Origin of the sequence: Streptomyces sp. NPDC020898 (assembly GCF_044333925.1) — a bacterium.
Classification (GTDB): Bacteria; Actinomycetota; Actinomycetes; order Streptomycetales; family Streptomycetaceae; genus Streptomyces.
The window spans coordinates 1-15,131 of sequence record NZ_JBIRRV010000037.1 but is presented as its reverse complement, the minus strand read 5'-3'; the positions used below and the strand labels follow the sequence as shown (position 1 = coordinate 15,131).

The following is a 15,131-nucleotide window of genomic DNA, read 5'->3' as shown; positions in this document are numbered from 1 at the left end:
GCCCCCTGTTCTTGCGGGCTCAATCGTGGACATCACTGGATCGTTGAACATTATCAACGATCAGATCATTCCTGCCATCGGTGACGGTTGATAGAATCGCCTCGTGATCACCGACCGCGTCAGCTTCGTCCTGGCCCGCTTGGGCCGGATCGCCGAGACGGAACTCCGGCAGTCGCTGGCCGAGATGGGGCTCAAGTTCAGCCACGCCCATGTGCTGGGACTGCTGGCCGAACGCCAGCGCTTGAGCCAGCAGGCGTTGCTGGAGGAACTGAAAGTCGACCCCAGTGTGCTGGTCACGGTACTCAACGGCCTTGAGAACAACGGGCTGGTGACCCGCCGCCGCGATCCCGCCGACCGACGCCGCCATGTCGTCGAGATCTCCGACCTCGGGACCGCACTGGTCGTCCGGGCCGACCGCGCCGTTGGCGCAGCCGAGGCGGAGCTGTTCGCCGGCATCGAGGAGCGGGAGCTGACGGACCTGCGGCGACTGCTGCACCGGATCAAGACCGGGGATGCCGGCGTCTGCGAGGAGTGACGCCGGAGCGATCGACGCGGACGTGAGACCGGCGACGGCCTCGCTCCCCACTCCGGTCCTGGCCCGGGTCGAAGCGATGGCCCTGACGGCCACTTCCCGGCCGGCGACATCGGCGTCGGCAGCACCTGGGAGTGCGCGCACAACTGGTCATCCTCGCCTGCGAGGACCGGCTCCTGCCCCCAGGTGAGCGCTGCGGCCGAACGGTTCGGGGACGCAGGCGTGGAATGTGGTCGTCAGCACTCTCCCGGGCTGGTCGACGCCACCGGCCTTCTCGACGTCACCGGCACCGCGCCGACAGGCCGCCATCGACTGGCAGGCAGACGCCGTTGACGTAGGCTGCCGCGTCGCCGGCCAGGAACACGGCCGCGTGCGCGACATCCCACGGGCTTCCCATGCGTCCGGTCGGACTGGCAGCGTGACGGGCCTCAAGAGCCTCTGGATCGTCAGTGATCTGCTGGGTGACCAGAGGAGTGTCTATGAGGCCGGGCAATATGGCATTCGCGCGGATGCCGCGGGCGGCGTAGGTCAGGGCCAACGACACGGTCAGTTGATTCACCGCGGCCTTGGCCCCGCTGTAGACCGGGGAGACGTAGCCGGTGTCCCGAATGCTCGCGACGGACGAGACGTTCGTGATGACACCCTTCCCGGCGGCGAGCATCGACGGCAGCACGTGTCGTGTCGTGAGATAGACACTGGTCAGATTGACGCGCAATCCCGCCTCCCAGTCGTCCAGCCCGAGTTCGAGCACGGGGCCGGTGCGCGCGACGCCCACGTTGTTGTGGAGAACAGGGGGCACACCGAGTTCCCCCACCACGGTGCGCACCGCGGCCGCGACCTGGTCCTCGTCAGTGACGTCGGCGGTGACAGCGAGGGCGGTGGCGCCGGTGGCGGTGATCTTCTTGGCGACCCGCTCGGCCTCACCGGCGACCAGATCCACCACGGCGACGAGCGCCCCGGCCGCCGCGTACGCCCGGGCGGTTGCCTCGCCGTTGCTGAGTCCGGCACCCGATGATCCCGCTCCGAATACCACGGCCACCCGGCCGCTGAGAAGGAAAAGCGGCTTCGCGCCCTCGGGGCGGACGAGTTCGTCGCCCGCGAGAGCGAGGACGTCCAGCGGGAGATCGAGCGCGTCATCGGTGAACGTGGGGCCGATGTCGCCGCGGACGTCGTCGGCGGGCCGGTATTCGACGTGTTGCTCAAGGTGCTCCGCCGCGGTGGCCGGTACACCAGCGCCGGGGCGATCGCTGGTCCGGTCACGAGGATCGACCTGCGCGACCTGATCTACAAGGACCTCGAAATGCACGGCATCACCAATCCGACCGCGGCGACGTTCTCCCGGCTGGTGGAACTCGTCCAGAGCGGCCGGCTCCGGCCGCTGCTGGGGGAGGCGTTCGCGCTGCCGGACCTCGCTCGGGGCCAGGCAAGACTGCTGAAGCGCACGCACATCGGCAAGCTCGTGGTCACGACGTGAGCTGACGGCCGCCTCAGGCGTCCCGCCGATTGAGTTGCAACGCCGCCGTACCCAGCAACACGGCCAGAAGGCCGGCGAACACGGCCAGGCCCGCCCAGGGGGAGAGCAGGTCCGAGCCGGGGGCCACGGTCATGAAGGCGGAGCCGGCGTTGGAGGGGAGGTACGGGCCGATCGTGTCGTTCCAGCTGTCCGGGAGGGCGATCTGCAGCAGGCCGGGCACCACCCACAGCGCGGCGAACAGGATGGTCACCGCGCTCGCGGTGTGGCGCAGCAGGGCGCCGAGGGCCATGCCCATCAGTGCGATACCGGTCAGGCAGACGACGGCGCCGATGACCGCGCGCAGGACGCCCGGGTCGGTGACGGAGGCGCCGTCGGAGCCGAGGATGGCCTGCCCGGCGAAGAAGGCGCTGAAGACCGCGACCGTGCCGAGCGGGACGAGGACCGCGGCCAACACCGCCGCCTTGGCCCAGAGCACCGGCAGTCGGCGAGGCACCGCGGCGAGGGTGGAGCGGATCAGACCCGTGCTGTACTCGGTCGCGGTGAGCAGGACCCCGAGGGCGCCGACGACGAGCTGGGCCAGCTCGGTACCGGCCAGGCTGATGCCGGTGGAGTCGGCGACTCCTTCGCCGGGGCCTTGGAAGGTTTCGCCGCCCGCTGTGACCGAGGCGGCGATCAGCCCGAAGCCGACCAGCGCCACGACGGCGCCGATCAGGGTGTAGGCCGTGGACCGCAGCGACCAGAATTTGATCCACTCGGAGGTGAAGACGCGTCGCGTGGTGACGCGCAGTTCGGGACGCGCGGGACGCGCCGTCAGGTCGGGTGCTGTGGCGGTGGTCATCAGGCGGTCCTCCCGGTCGTGGCGAGCTCGTCGCCACGGGGGGTGGGCGAGGCGCTGTTGCTGTTCGTGGCGTGGTATTCGACGTGCTCCTGGGTCATCTCCATGAAGGCCTCCTCCAGCGATGCCTGCTGAAGGGACAACTCGTGCAGGGCGAAGCCGGAGTGTGCGGCCTGATCGCCGATCTCGTCGGTCGTCAGTCCGGTGATCTCCAGCACCCCGTGCTCGAGGCTGGTGATCGTGACATCCGGCCCGGCCAGCTGGTCCCGGAGCTGCGCGGCCTGCGGCGAGCGCACGCGTACGGTGTTGTGGGCCGCCCGTGCGGTGAACTCGGCCACGGACACATCGGCGATCAGCCGTCCTCGGCCGACCACGATGAGGTGTTCGGCGGTGAGCGCCATCTCGCTCATCAGGTGCGAGGAGACGAAAACGGTCCGGCCCTCCGCGGCCAGCCCCTTCAGCAGGTTGCGGATCCAGAGGATGATCTGCGGATCGAGGCCGTTGACCGGCTCGTCCAGCATGATCACCTGGGGATCGGCGAGCAGCGCCGAGGCGCTGGCCCATGCCGAGGGAGAAACCGCCTGCCCGCTTGTGGGCGACTTCGCTCAGGCCGACGAGGTCGATCACCTCCTCGACCCGCCGGCTCGGGACGCCGGTGGTGGCGGCCAGTGCCCGGAGGCGGCTGAACGCGGACCGGCTCTGATGGATGGACCCGGCCTCCAGCAACGCGCCGATCTCGTGCAGCGGCGCCCTGTGCTCGGCGTAGGGGCGGCCGTTCACGGTCGCGGTCCCGGCGGTCGGCCGGTCGAGGCCGAGGATCATACGCATGGTGGTGGACTTGCCGGCCCCGTTAGGGCCGAGGAAACCGGTGACCATGCCCGGTCGGACGGTGAAGGTCAGCGAGTCGACGGCGGTCTAGTCGCCGTAGCGCTTCGTCAGGTTGTTGACTTCGATCATCGGAGTTCCTTCGTGGATACCCTCGGCTTCAGCCGGGGAGGAAACGAAACCCCTGCGGAGCAAAGCAGGGCGCTGGGATGCACCGCCAGCGCGGATCAGCACTGTGCAGGGGAAGATGCCGCTCAGCGTCCGTATGTGGACGCGCGTGCGGTGCGGCCCATGACCGGGACGTGAACGAAAGCGAACAACCTTCTGGCCGCCGGGCCGGCGGTGACAGTCTGTGGAGCCGGTGTAAGACCTCAACGGATTTGTCCGGACGGGCCGTCGGCGACGAAGCAGAAAACCCCCCGGCGCGAGCCGTAGGAGTCCCTCTCGTTTGCGAGAGGGACTTGTAGGCGGGCCTCCATCACGCGGAGGCCGGCCGCGGGCCGGTCGGCCCGCAGGTCTCGCTCACCGGTAGCGGTGTGCAATGTGTCGAGCAGCCGGTGTGGCGGCCGCCGCGGGGGTGGCCACCACACCGCGTGTGTCACTGCCAGACACGGCCGATGGTCACCCAGCGGTAGCTACCGGCTCCCACGGAGCCCGTGGACCAGCCCACTCGCTGCACGTTCTGCGTGGTCTCCTCGCAGTCGGAGCCCGAGTAGGTCAGGGTGGTGGGAGACCCGGAGAGGGCCACGGTCTCTTCGGGGAAGTAAATGTTCGTGATGGTCGCGTTCGTACTGGCCGTGGTGCCCGTGCTGAACGGCACGCAATTGCCGTTGATGCTGATGCTGTTGACCTGGGCTTTGGTTTCCTTCGTGACGGACACGCAGGCGAGTGATGCACCGGCCTGGCACTGGGGCACGCTCGCCGCCTGGGCCGGGACGGTGCTCACGGCCAGTGCTGCGGCTGCCGCACCGCCTGCGGCGATCATGCTGATGAGACGCTTCCTCATGAGATGTATACGCCTTCCATCTTCGACATCGTGGGTGCACGTGGGACCTACTACCCCAGGAGGGACGTAAGTTGATGCATCATCTATCTGCCTCGCCCCGGCGTCAAGCCCCACCAGACTGACCAGCAAGCCGCTTCACGCCGCTCAACTTCCTTCGAAGTCAGCCCATTCGGGCGGGTCGCAGCCTGGGGTTCGCGGTGATGGCGTCGACACGCCCTCGGGACTCGCGTTCTGCGGCACTCCGCTTTTTTATGGCGTCCGATCGACGTCAGCCTTGCCGACAGGCGGGCGGCGACTGCGGGCGGTCGGCCGCTCCCGGTCTGCGGCGAAGCTGCCGACGGCCAGGAGCGTGTTCGCCTCCCTGGCCGAGCACTGCGGCAAGTTGTTCCCGGCCCGCTGCGCGACGCCATCGGGCATCCCGGCCCCCATCGCCGACCCATGCCCTGGGCAGGTACGGCCGCCAGGAGCAGCGGAACTGACGGGGCGTCGGCGACGACGCTGATCGCGACCGGACAGTTGTCCCACCCGTAGAAGCACCGCGGTACAGGTGCGCGACCGCTACCGACATCCAGGCGTCCTGGAAGCGTCGACGCTCAGCCAGTTCCCCGAGTCCGAGTGTGGTCGGGCCGTCGCAGCCGCGCGGCCCACGCTTTCGGGACCGGTGCCCGAGCCGCCGTAGGCATCGGAACGCCTCAGCCGCACCCACTCACTCCCCCCTGATTGATGTGTCATCTAATTTGCGCTAGGTTAGATGACACATCAATCAGAACAGGTGGGGCCACCGCTGCGGGACCACACCACCCGATCACAAGAGGTACCTGTGAACATCGCTCTGTGGGCTGTCGCGGCCCTGCTCGCCCTGGTGTTCCTCGGGGCCGGCGCCGTCAAACTCGCTCAGCCCAAGGAGAAGCTCACCGCATCTCCGTCCATGGGCTGGGCCGAGGACTTCCCTCCGGCGATGATCAAGGCGATCGGCATCCTGGAGGTTCTCGCCGCGCTCGGTCTGATTCTGCCCGCGGCGGTGGACATCGCTACGGACCTCGTTCCGCTGGCCGCCTCCGGCCTGGCACTGACCATGTTCGGCGCCGGCATCACCCACAGCCGGCGCGGGGAGACCCAGTCGGTCGTCGTGAACGTGGTGCTGCTGGCCCTGAGCGTCTTCGTGGCCTGGGGCCGCTTCGGTCCGCACGCCTTCTGACCGCACCAGACAGAAGAAGAGGGGAAGCGCACATGCCCGCGATCACCGTGGACGACGTCCTGGTCCTGCCGAGCCTGCCGGAGCTGGACCCTGCCGGCACCGCCTTCCGGTCCGTCCGCCGCCTGACAACCGCCGAGCACGGCTTCGAGGGCGAGGGCTTCCCGGTCCGCCGCGCCTTCGCCGGAGTACTGCCGACCGAGCTCGACCCGTTCATCCACATGGACCACATCGGCAAGGTCGAGCAGGCACCCGGAGAACCCCAGGGCACCCCGTGGCATCCGCACCGCGGCTTCGAGACCGTCACCTACCTCCTCGACGGCGCCGTGGAGCACCAGGACTCCAACGGAGGCGGCGGCCTCATCTCCGACGGCGACACCCAGTGGATGACCGCAGGCGCCGGGATCCTGCACATCGAGCAGCCTCCGGAGTGGCTGGTCCAAAGCGGCGGCGTGGCCCACGGTGTGCAGCTGTGGGTCAACCTGCCCCGCGCCAAGAAGATGAGCCCCCCTCGCTACCAGGACATCCGCGGCAAGCACACCGGGCTGGTCACCACCCCCGACGGCGGCGCCCTGATCCGCGTGATCGCCGGCGACATCGCCGGACACCCCGGCCCCGGCGTCACCCACACCCCGATCACCATCGCCCATCTCACCATCGAGCCCGGCGCCCAAGTCGACCTGCCGTGGAACCCCTCCTACAACGCCCTGGTCTACGCCCTGGCAGGCCACGGCACCGTCGGCACCGAAGCCCGCCCCATCCAGGAGGGCCGGCTCGCCATCCTCGGTCCGGGTGAGGCGCTGCGCCTGACAGCCGACCGCGCCCAGGAGTCCCGCTCCCCCAAGCTGGAACTCTTCGTGCTCGGCGGCCTCCCGATCCGCGAACCCGTCTTCCATTACGGCCCGTTCGTGATGAACACCCGCGAAGAAGTGCAGCAGGCCTTCGAGGACTACCAGGCCGGGCGCCTTGGGGTCATCCCTGCCGTCCACCTCCCCCACACGTCCTGAACGTTTGTTCAGGAAAGCCCAACCACCCACACGCTCAAGGGAATTCCATGACCAGGATCGGCATCGTCCTCGGCAGCACCCGCCCCAACCGCAACGGCGAGCAGGTCGCCAAGTGGGTCTACGACATCGCCTCCCGCCGCACCGACGCCGAGTACGAGCTCGTCGACCTGCGTGACTACCCGCTGCCCCACCTCGACGAGCCCCTGCCCCCGACGATGGGCCAGTACCAGGGCGAGCACACCAAGAAGTGGGCCGAGAAAATAGCCTCCTTCGACGGGTTCGTCTTCGTCACCCCCGAGTACAACCACAGCACCTCCGGCGTCCTCAAGAACGCCATCGACTACCTGTACACCGAGTGGAACAACAAGGCCGTCGGCTTCGTGTCCTACGGCGGCGTCGGCGGCGCCCGGGCCGCGGAACACCTGCGCCTGATCGTCGGCGAACTCCAGATGGCAGACGTCCGCCAGCAGGTCGCCCTCTCACTGATAACCGAGTTCGAGAACTTCACCGTCCTCAAGCCGGGCGAGTACAACGTGCAGGCCGCCGCCACCATGCTCGACCAGGTCGTCGCCTGGAGCGACGCCCTGGCACCACTGCGCACCGCCTGAGCTATCCGGCCGCAGCCTGTCCTCATACCGGGCCGACGGTTCCACCGGATGCGGTGCCACCTCCGCGTTCGGGTGGCGTCGAGTTGCTTCCGCGGCAAGACCGCAAGGTGAACGCCGCCATGGAGCGAGGACGGGTGCGAACGGCCGCCGGTGGGACAACGGAGTCCCCACCGGCGGCCGTTCGCACCAGGACGTCCGCCCATCAGGCGGCTCTACCGTCTTGATCGGGTTGATCGGGTTGATCGGGTTGATCGAGCAAAGGGGCACCATCACGGTCTCGCACTGGATGCCGAGGGCACGACTCTGTTGTCGAGGCGGGTGGCCAACGATGAACCCGAGCTGCTGAAGCTGATCGGTGACGTTCTCGACCTGGCCAACGGCCGTGAGGTCACCTGGGCCATCGACATGACCGGTGGTGAGCCCGCGCTGCTCCTGGCTCTGCGGGTCAACCACGGCCAGGAGGCCCTCTGTACGCCCGGCCGTCTGGTGAACCGGGCGTCCGACGGCTACCGCGGCGAGGGCAAGACCGACGCCCGTGCGTGTTCCGGCCCTGGAGCGGGCCCTGGATGTCACCGACACCGGACCGCTCAGGCTGCTGACGGGCTATCAGACTCCGGCCTCGATCCGCCCACCGGGGTTGCACGGCTGGCCAAGTGGCTGGTCCATCGCAAGGTCCGCAACGCCGCAAGCCTGGCCGAAGCCACGACCGCCCCCGCCGACTCCGTGGCCCAGGAATCCGCCTGCGAGGCCGCTCAGCCCGTGCGGCAGAGTGATGTCACAGTGTCCGGTGAGTGATGTGGCCTCCGCTCATCGTGACCCGGATCGGGGCGTCGGCGAGTTCGTCGGGAGCGGTGGTGAGGGGGTCGAGGGTGAACGCGGTGAGGTCGGCCCGGAAGCCGGGTGCGATGCGTCCGGCGATGTCCTCCTCGCCCGCGGCCAGCGCAGCGTGGGTGGTGTAACCCTCCAGGGCCGCCAGCGGGCTGAGTGCCTGGTCGGGTCGTACGGGCGGGGTGCCGAAGTCCCCGGGGTGGCGGCGCAGTTGGGCGGCGGCGAGGACCCGGCGCGGGTCGTAGGGGGCTACGGGCCAGTCGGAACCAAGGACCAGGGTGGCTCCGGCGGCGCGCAGATCGTGACAGCGCCAGGCCCGGGCGGCGCGGTCCGGGCCTAGTCGGCGCGACCACTCGTCGCTGTGGTCCGCCCGCGCGTAGGTGGCGTGGGCGGGCTGCATGGAGGCGACGACGCCGAGTCGGGCGAAGCGCGGGATCTGGTCGTCGGGCACGGTCTCCAGATGCTCGGCGCGGTGCCGGGCGTGCGGGGTGCCGAGAGCCTGGACGGTGTCGAGAACACGGCGGACGGCCGCGTCGCCGATGGCGTGGGTGGCGGTCTGCACACCCGCGCGGTCGAGGGCGTGCACGGCGCGGGTGTACGCGGCGGGGTCCGGCCAGAAGGACTCGTTGCCGGCACCATGGCAGTCGGGGTGATCCAGCCAGGCGGTGCCGCCCTCCACGGTGCCGTCGAGGAACAGCTTGACGCCCGCCACGCGCCAGTTTCGTCCGGCGCGGCCCTGAAGGGCGATCAGTCGGCGCAGTTCGTCGGGGCCGGCGCCGGGCTGGCACCAGGGCGTGATGCGCAGCCGCAGCGGGAGTACACCGTCGTCCTCGATGGCGGTGAGCAGATCGAGCGCGTCGGGCGTCTCCAGGTCCATGACGTGGCCACCGGTGAGGCCGGTGGCCGCCATGCCGGCCAGCAGGTCGAGCAGGTTTTTGCGGCGCTCGGCGGGAGACGGCTGCGGGATCAGGGCGGCGACGGTCTCCATGGCGGCCTGCTCGACGAGGTGACCGGTGGGGTGCCCGTCGGGGTCGCAGACGATGGCGGCGCCCTGGTCGAAGCGGCGTGGCCCGTCGACCCCGGCGGCACGCAGGGCCGCGGAGCCGGCGAGCGCGGAATGGGCGTCGTACAGCCGCAGGAAGGCGGGGATGTCTCCCACGACGTCGTCGATGAGGTGGCGGCTGATGGGGCCGCCCTCGAAGGTGTTGTGGTCGAGGTTCCAGCCGGTGATCCACGCCCCTGGGGCGGCCCGTCGGACGGCCTCCCGCACCGCGGCGCGCAGTTGCTCCAGGGTTTTGCAGCCGGAGAGGTCGATGCCCTGGGCGAGTTCGAGACCCTTGATGACGTGGGTGTGCCCGTCGGTGAGGCCGGGGGTGAGGGTGGCGCCGCCGAGGTCGACGACCTGGGTGCGGGGTCCGCGCCAGTGGCGTACGTCGGCCTCCTCGCCGACCGCCACGATGCTTCCGTCCTTGACGGCGACTGCGGTTGCCAGGGGGCGCCGCGGGTCGAGGGTGCGGACGGTGGCGCCGGCCAGCACGGTGTCGGCGTGGGTGAAGGGCATGCGGATCGCCTTTCGCGGCGGCTCGTACGGAGTACGTGGGGGCAGAAGGGTGCCGGGGGTCAGTCGTGGGTGGCAGGCTCCGCGGCGAACGCCTCGTACACCTGCGGGCGGGTACGGCGCAGCCGGTACGCGAGGGCGACGCCGGCGGCGAAGACCAGCGGGACGGGCGCGAGGAGTGCCAGGTTGACACCGGTCCCGGCGCCGGTCAGCAACTCGACCTTGTCGATGATCAGGTACAGCGCGCCGGCCATGAGCACGGCCCCGGCGATCGGGGCCACCACGGCCCGCCAGACACTCTCGGTGTGACTGATGCGGCGGAAGAAGACCGGGACGGCGACCGCGGTCAGCACCTGAAGCAACACGATGCCGACCACACCGGGGGTGTTCACCCACAGCAGCAGCCGGGCGTAGGGGTCGGCGCCGGCGGTGGCGAAGGCGAGGACCACCAGGGCCGCGAGCGCGGTCTGCAGGATTCCGGCGATGTGCGGGGAGCGGTGCCTCGGGTGCACCCGGCCCAGGGTCGCGGGCAGCACCCCCTCGTGGGCGAGGGCGTGGGTGTAGCGGTTGATGGCGTTGTGGAAGGCGAGCAGCGCGGCGAACACGCTGGTGACGATGAGGACGTGCATCACATCCGCCGCCCAGCCGCCGACGTACCGGGTGGTGGCGGTGAAGAACAGCGCGGCGGGGTCCTCGGCGGCCGCGGCCATGACACCCTGCGCGCCGAACGCCTGCACGACGATCCATACGACGAAGGCGTAGAACAGGCCGAGGAAGCCGACGGCGGCGTAGGTGGCGCGGGGAATCGTCCGCTCCGGCCGGCGGGCCTCGGACCGGTAGATGGCGGTGGATTCGAAGCCGATGAAGGCCGCGAAGGCGAAGGCGAGGAGGGCGCCGGTGCCGGGCGTGAAGGCGTTGCCAGGGGTGAAGGAGTCGAAGTGGATGCCCTGCGCGCCGCCGTCCGCCAGCACCCCGACGGACAGCACCACGAGGATGCCGGCCTCGACGAGCAGCAGCACACCCAGTACCCGGGCCCCGAAGTCGATGCTGCGGTACCCGGCGTACCAGACGGCCGCGACACCGACGAGCGCGGCCACCGGCCAGGGCACGCTCACTCCCCACAGGGCCTGCAGCGCGTCGCGGACTGTGGTGGCCAGCAGTCCGTACAGGCCGATCTGCATCGCGTTGTACGACAGCAGCGCGAGGGCGGCCGAGCCGACGCCCGCGGGCCTGCCGAGGCCGCGGGTGACGTACGCGTAGAAGGCGCCGCCGTTGCCGACGTACCGGCTCATGGTGGTGAAGCCCACCGCGAACAGGGCGAGGACGGCGCCGGCGATGAGGTAACCGCTCGGCGCTCCTATGCCGCCCAGCAGGATGGCGAACGGGGCGACGCCGGCCATGACGGTGAGCGGTGCTGCGGCGGAGACGACGAGGAAGGTGATGTCACCGGTGCGCAGGGTGCCGGAGCGGAGCGAGGAGTCGGCTTCCGGGACGGTGTCGGATGGGGGTCTGGCGGTCGAGGCCATGGCAGCGGGGCACCTTTCGGACGGCGCCGTACGGCGGCAAAGGACCGCCCGGCGAGCTAAATCTAAAGCCTTTCGGTTTCGGTAATGTAGCCCTGGGCCCCATCCCTGGGAAGACCCGACGGGCAACGATCAAGGAGACCGACGCATGGGGCGGCCGAGCAAGGCCCTGCTCGACAGGGAGCGCATCGGCACCACCGCGCTCGAACTCGTCGACCGCGACGGCGACTTCAGCGTTCCGCAGATCGCCAAGAAGCTCGGCGTCCAGACCGGCTCGATCTACCACCACGTCGACGGCCGCGCCGGCATCGTCGAACTGATCCGGCTGCGCGTCACGGGCGTCATCGACCCGGCCACCCTCGGCCTGCGCCCCTGGGACACCGCCCTCGCCGCCTGGGCCCGCTCCTACCGGGCCGCCTTCGCCGCCCACCCGCGCGCCATCCCGCTCCTGGCCACGGCGCCCGTTCGCGCACCCGTAGCGCTGGCCCAGTACGAGCGGGCGGTCGCTCTGCTGCTGGACGCGGGTTTCCCCAAGGAGCGCGTCATGGCGGTCCTCACCGCCCTGGACAACCTCGTCCTCGGTTCGGCGCTCGATCTGGCCGCACCCGAAACCATGTGGGAGCCCGGCGCCGACAGCGAAACCCCGCTGCTCGCTGAGGCGCTGGCCGCCGTCGGCCCCGACCGCGCCGGCGCCGCGTTCGATCTGGCACTGGACGGCTTCCTTGCCCACTGCCGCCACCTGCTCGCCTCCTGACGGCAGCGAAATCGGTCATTCTCCGGCGGTGGCGGACAGTGACCACCGGCGGAACTCCCGCGGGAAGACCCGGACGCGGCCTTGAAGACCTTGCCGACGTCACTCGATGCCGTGATGCCGCAGTGGGCCGCCATGGCGTAGGCCGGAAGGTGGGCGAGGGCCGGCTGTCGGCCAGTCGCGGTCTTCTCCAGCGGAACCGTCAATTTCGCCCACACGACGTTCTCCAGCGGCACGTTCCGCTCCCTCCACTCGACCTTTCGCGGGGGCAACGTCAACTTCACAGGGGCCACGTTTACCGACAGGACCATCGGCTTCAACAACGGCACCTTCGACGGCGCAACGGTCACTGTGCTGCGCACGGAGTGCACCGGCGCCACCGTCGCTTCGCTGCTGGGCCAGCCGAACACACTCACGCGAGATGCAGCGGACACTTTCACGCGAGTCACCACCACTCTCTCAGGCGGCGGACCTGGGCTCCCGGCTCCACTTCGAGGAACATGAGCCTTCAGGTTGCGCGAAGTCTTCACCAAACGGGCTGCCTCTTCACGCAATTCCAGGCTCAATCGAATCCTGAACTGCGGGCGTCGGGGGCGAGTCGGGGTCTGCGAACCGTGACGCAACTGAAGCAGCCGACCACGACGTAGCGCGACGACGGATGCGGTGACGGATGCGGTGACGGATCCGCTTTCATTCCTTCATTCGTAGAGTCGGGCGTGATCGGAGTGCGCCGTATCGGGGGACGCCATAAGTCCCCCGATGAAGAGAGGTCTATCGGTGAATGTGAGTTCCTGTTTCTGAACCCCCTGCCCGGTCGATGGGTTGCTCGTTCGACGGCGTCGAGGCAAGCCGGCTCGAAGTTACTCGGTGACGCGGCGACCGCCAGGGGCAAGCCGGCCTGCTCCACGGTCCGGCAACCACCAGATGGTGCCGATGGTTTCACCGCACCTCCGGCTCAGACGTCGCAGTTTTCAGCAATATGTCGACACGGTCGCACTCGACCCCCCACAGCAGAACCGCGAGAGATCGGGAATCCTCATGTCAGGTTTTCGCAGCAAGGGCACGTTGATCGCGCTCAGCGCAGCCGCCGCGGTGGCACGGCCCTCGCGGGCGCCCGCCCATGCCGCCGACCCGGTCAAGATCGACCAGGCGTCGTACTGGGACTGCTACAGCACGCCTGACACCGATTGATCCTGGCGGAGCACTTCTCGACCGCGGGTCCTACAGGTCACCAAGCTGCCGACCGGCAGATTCTTCGGCCCCGACCGCGAATGTCGGCGGCGCGGGCGGAACACTCGTGAGCGGGTGTCCGGCAGTCGCATATCACCGCTCAGAGGGCGGTGCGTGAGGTGATGCGCGTTTTCCGGTGAGGCTGGTGCCGGGCAACTGGCCGCGGGGCTCGGTCGGCTACCGCTGCCTGGTGAAGTTGCCGGCGTCGGTCTCGGCGAGGATGTCGAGCTTGAGGTGTTCGTCATCGCCGAGGCGCGCTCGCTGCCACACACGCTGCGCCGCGTTCTCCGCCGTGACGTTCAAGGCTGACGGCGAGCGCCGGTGCTCGACAGGTAGGCCGCCGCACGATCCCACTCACCTCGGAACTCTTTTACGCCTCCCGGCCACTCCGATATCATTATGATCATACGTCAATAAATGGCTGCCCTCCCATCAATGGCCCTCGTGACCATCGCGTCCCGGGCTCGGAAGGGCGGTCGCACTCGCGCAGGCCGGAAACGCGCCAGACCCTGCTCATCCAACCCGCCTGTTCGACCCGATTCCACTGACCATCACCGGGGCGGAGCCGCTTCGCCCCTCCACATTGGAGAAAAACATGCCTTCCTCGAACGCCGAAACCCGAACGTCCACCGCCGACTTGCACCAGTTCGCCGATGAGTTCATCAGGCAACTCAACCTGCAGGACACCGACGGCGTGTTCGCCCTGTTCGCGCCGGACTACCGCTTCTACGCCGCCGACGGCACCACCACCGGCGTCGAGGAGAACCGCGCGGTGGTGGAGTCGGTCTACGACGCGTTCCCCGACGTCACCTTCACGACGGTCCGTGTCGTCGCCGAGGACGATTGGTTCGCGATCACCTTCATCATGGCCGGCACGAGCACCCGGCCCTTCAACGGCACTCCCCCCACCGGCCGATTGACCAAGGTGCTGGAGCTCCGCATGTTCAAGGTGGTCGACGGGAAGATCACCGAGGGCTGGGGCCTCGTCGACCTGGCGTCGCTCTTCGCCCAGTTGCAGCCCTGAGAGGATGACGCGAGTTGACGTCTGCTTCACCCTTTCGGGAGGGACAGGCGTGCCAGCCGTGGCGTCGCCGCGCAGCTACGGCTGCGGGCGGGTGAACAAGCTTTACTCGGCCCCGAACAGGGTCCCGCGCTCGGGTCCGTCGCTTTAATTTGAGGCAGGTGCTGTTGATGGCGTCAGCCCGGCAGCTGTAGTTCTTGATGGTCCGCCCTGCACATCATGGTTGACCGAACTGGGGCGCCTCCGGATCGCTCCACCGCCTTCCGGGGCGTGGGGCTGACTATGCCTCCTCCACGCGACGTGCCGCCCATAGATGTGCGGCCCCTTGCGGTGCACGAGGGCCCGACACCTGCGGCGGACAACTCGCGTCGGCTCCACCGGGGTCTCCGCAGGGAGGGACTCCGGGGAGTCGCAGATGAGCGCGGACGGACCAGCTCGGCCGAAGGTCCGTCGGTCAACCCGCGGCTGCCATAAGCGTGGAAATCCGCCAGCGCCAATGCCGCACCTCACTACCGAAGACCACTTCCCCACCACCCACCCCCGCTCAGCATTATGACAATAATTCAATGGGCTCTGGAGGCCACAATGACTACAACAACTCGGCCGGTGGCACTCGTGACAGGTGCGTCCACCGGCATCGGACAGGCGGCCGCCCTCGCGCTCGCCGCAGCGGGCTTCGAGACGGTGGGAACGAGCCGGAAGGCGCCGGAAGGCGACCGCCGCGACGGCGTGACCTTC

General features: G+C 69.1%; 13 protein-coding genes and 4 pseudogenes. 10 read left to right on the top strand and 7 right to left on the bottom strand.

The annotated features are described in order from the left end of the window. Positions 1-103: 103 nt before the first annotated feature. Complete coding sequence (locus tag ACH4TV_RS47310; protein ID WP_398407680.1) at positions 104-535, top strand: MarR family winged helix-turn-helix transcriptional regulator; 432 nt, start codon at positions 104-106, stop codon at positions 533-535. A 277-nt stretch (positions 536-812) separates the two neighbouring features. Here the strand turns inward: ACH4TV_RS47310 and ACH4TV_RS47305 are convergent, their stop codons facing one another. Continuing rightward, positions 813-1,649 carry an SDR family NAD(P)-dependent oxidoreductase gene (locus ACH4TV_RS47305; RefSeq protein WP_398407700.1) on the bottom strand — a complete coding sequence of 279 codons (837 nt, stop codon included), beginning with the start codon at positions 1,647-1,649 and terminating at the stop codon, positions 813-815. Here ACH4TV_RS47305 and ACH4TV_RS47300 point away from each other — a divergent pair. Beyond that, positions 1,638-2,006: pseudogene (locus tag ACH4TV_RS47300) on the top strand (zinc-binding dehydrogenase); the annotation flags it as partial. The gene ACH4TV_RS47305 and the pseudogene ACH4TV_RS47300 sit on opposite strands and share 12 nt — an antisense overlap. Before the next feature lie 13 nt (positions 2,007-2,019). Here the strand turns inward: ACH4TV_RS47300 and ACH4TV_RS47295 are convergent. Together ACH4TV_RS47295 and ACH4TV_RS47290 are read right to left on the bottom strand one after the other, a co-directional pair. Then, positions 2,020-2,844 carry an ABC transporter permease gene (locus tag ACH4TV_RS47295; RefSeq protein ID WP_398407679.1) on the bottom strand — a complete coding sequence of 275 codons (825 nt, stop codon included), beginning with the start codon at positions 2,842-2,844 and terminating at the stop codon, positions 2,020-2,022. Beyond that, positions 2,844-3,741 (bottom strand): annotated as a pseudogene (locus tag ACH4TV_RS47290) (ATP-binding cassette domain-containing protein). Before ACH4TV_RS47290 ends, ACH4TV_RS47295 begins: the two are co-directional and overlap by 1 nt. Positions 3,742-3,898: 157 nt before the next feature. On the opposite strand from ACH4TV_RS47290, the pseudogene ACH4TV_RS47285 reads away from it, so the two are divergent. Then, positions 3,899-4,101: pseudogene (locus tag ACH4TV_RS47285) on the top strand (RNA-guided endonuclease TnpB family protein); the annotation flags it as partial. Between the two features lie 163 nt (positions 4,102-4,264). Here ACH4TV_RS47285 and ACH4TV_RS47280 read toward each other — a convergent pair. Continuing rightward, entirely contained in the window at positions 4,265-4,672 is a 408-nt protein-coding gene (locus ACH4TV_RS47280; RefSeq protein WP_398407678.1) for a hypothetical protein, read from the bottom strand. Between the two features lie 820 nt (positions 4,673-5,492). Here ACH4TV_RS47280 and ACH4TV_RS47275 point away from each other — a divergent pair. The 4 genes and pseudogenes from ACH4TV_RS47275 to ACH4TV_RS47260 form a co-directional block, all read left to right on the top strand. Further along, positions 5,493-5,870 carry a DoxX family protein gene (locus ACH4TV_RS47275; RefSeq protein ID WP_398407677.1) on the top strand — a complete coding sequence of 126 codons (378 nt, stop codon included), beginning with the start codon at positions 5,493-5,495 and terminating at the stop codon, positions 5,868-5,870. A 32-nt stretch (positions 5,871-5,902) separates the two neighbouring features. After that, complete coding sequence (locus ACH4TV_RS47270) at positions 5,903-6,874, top strand: pirin family protein (protein WP_398407676.1); 972 nt, start codon at positions 5,903-5,905, stop codon at positions 6,872-6,874. A 47-nt stretch (positions 6,875-6,921) separates the two neighbouring features. Continuing rightward, the gene (locus tag ACH4TV_RS47265) at positions 6,922-7,482 is read left to right on the top strand and encodes an NADPH-dependent FMN reductase (protein WP_398407675.1); all 561 of its coding nucleotides are present in this window, start codon (positions 6,922-6,924) and stop codon (positions 7,480-7,482) included. A 201-nt stretch (positions 7,483-7,683) separates the two neighbouring features. Beyond that, a pseudogene (locus tag ACH4TV_RS47260) lies at positions 7,684-8,202 on the top strand (transposase); the annotation flags it as partial. A gap of 55 nt (positions 8,203-8,257) precedes the next feature. On the opposite strand, the gene ACH4TV_RS47255 reads toward ACH4TV_RS47260, so the two are convergent. Together ACH4TV_RS47255 and ACH4TV_RS47250 are read right to left on the bottom strand one after the other, a co-directional pair. After that, positions 8,258-9,871 carry an amidohydrolase gene (locus ACH4TV_RS47255; RefSeq protein ID WP_398407674.1) on the bottom strand — a complete coding sequence of 538 codons (1,614 nt, stop codon included), beginning with the start codon at positions 9,869-9,871 and terminating at the stop codon, positions 8,258-8,260. 59 nt (positions 9,872-9,930) lie between these two features. Further along, a complete protein-coding gene (locus ACH4TV_RS47250; protein ID WP_398407673.1) occupies positions 9,931-11,394 on the bottom strand; it encodes an APC family permease in 1,464 nt (487 codons plus the stop codon). 145 nt (positions 11,395-11,539) lie between these two features. Here ACH4TV_RS47250 and ACH4TV_RS47245 point away from each other — a divergent pair, with 145 nt between their 5' ends. Together ACH4TV_RS47245 and ACH4TV_RS47240 are read left to right on the top strand one after the other, a co-directional pair. Continuing rightward, a complete protein-coding gene (locus tag ACH4TV_RS47245; RefSeq protein WP_398407672.1) occupies positions 11,540-12,145 on the top strand; it encodes a TetR/AcrR family transcriptional regulator C-terminal domain-containing protein in 606 nt (201 codons plus the stop codon). Between the two features lie 1,035 nt (positions 12,146-13,180). Beyond that, positions 13,181-13,333: a hypothetical protein gene (locus ACH4TV_RS47240; protein WP_398407671.1), complete on the top strand. Its 153-nt coding sequence runs from the start codon at positions 13,181-13,183 to the stop codon at positions 13,331-13,333. Positions 13,334-13,549: 216 nt separating this feature from the next. Here ACH4TV_RS47240 and ACH4TV_RS47235 read toward each other — a convergent pair whose 3' ends face one another. Continuing rightward, on the bottom strand, positions 13,550-13,675 hold the full coding sequence (locus ACH4TV_RS47235; RefSeq protein WP_398407670.1) for a hypothetical protein: 126 nt from the start codon (positions 13,673-13,675) through the stop codon (positions 13,550-13,552). 292 nt (positions 13,676-13,967) lie between these two features. Here ACH4TV_RS47235 and ACH4TV_RS47230 point away from each other — a divergent pair, with 292 nt between their 5' ends. Then, positions 13,968-14,396 (top strand): ester cyclase, encoded by a 429-nt coding sequence (locus ACH4TV_RS47230; RefSeq protein WP_398407669.1) that lies wholly within the window; start codon positions 13,968-13,970, stop codon positions 14,394-14,396. Positions 14,397-15,131 lie beyond the last annotated feature (735 nt).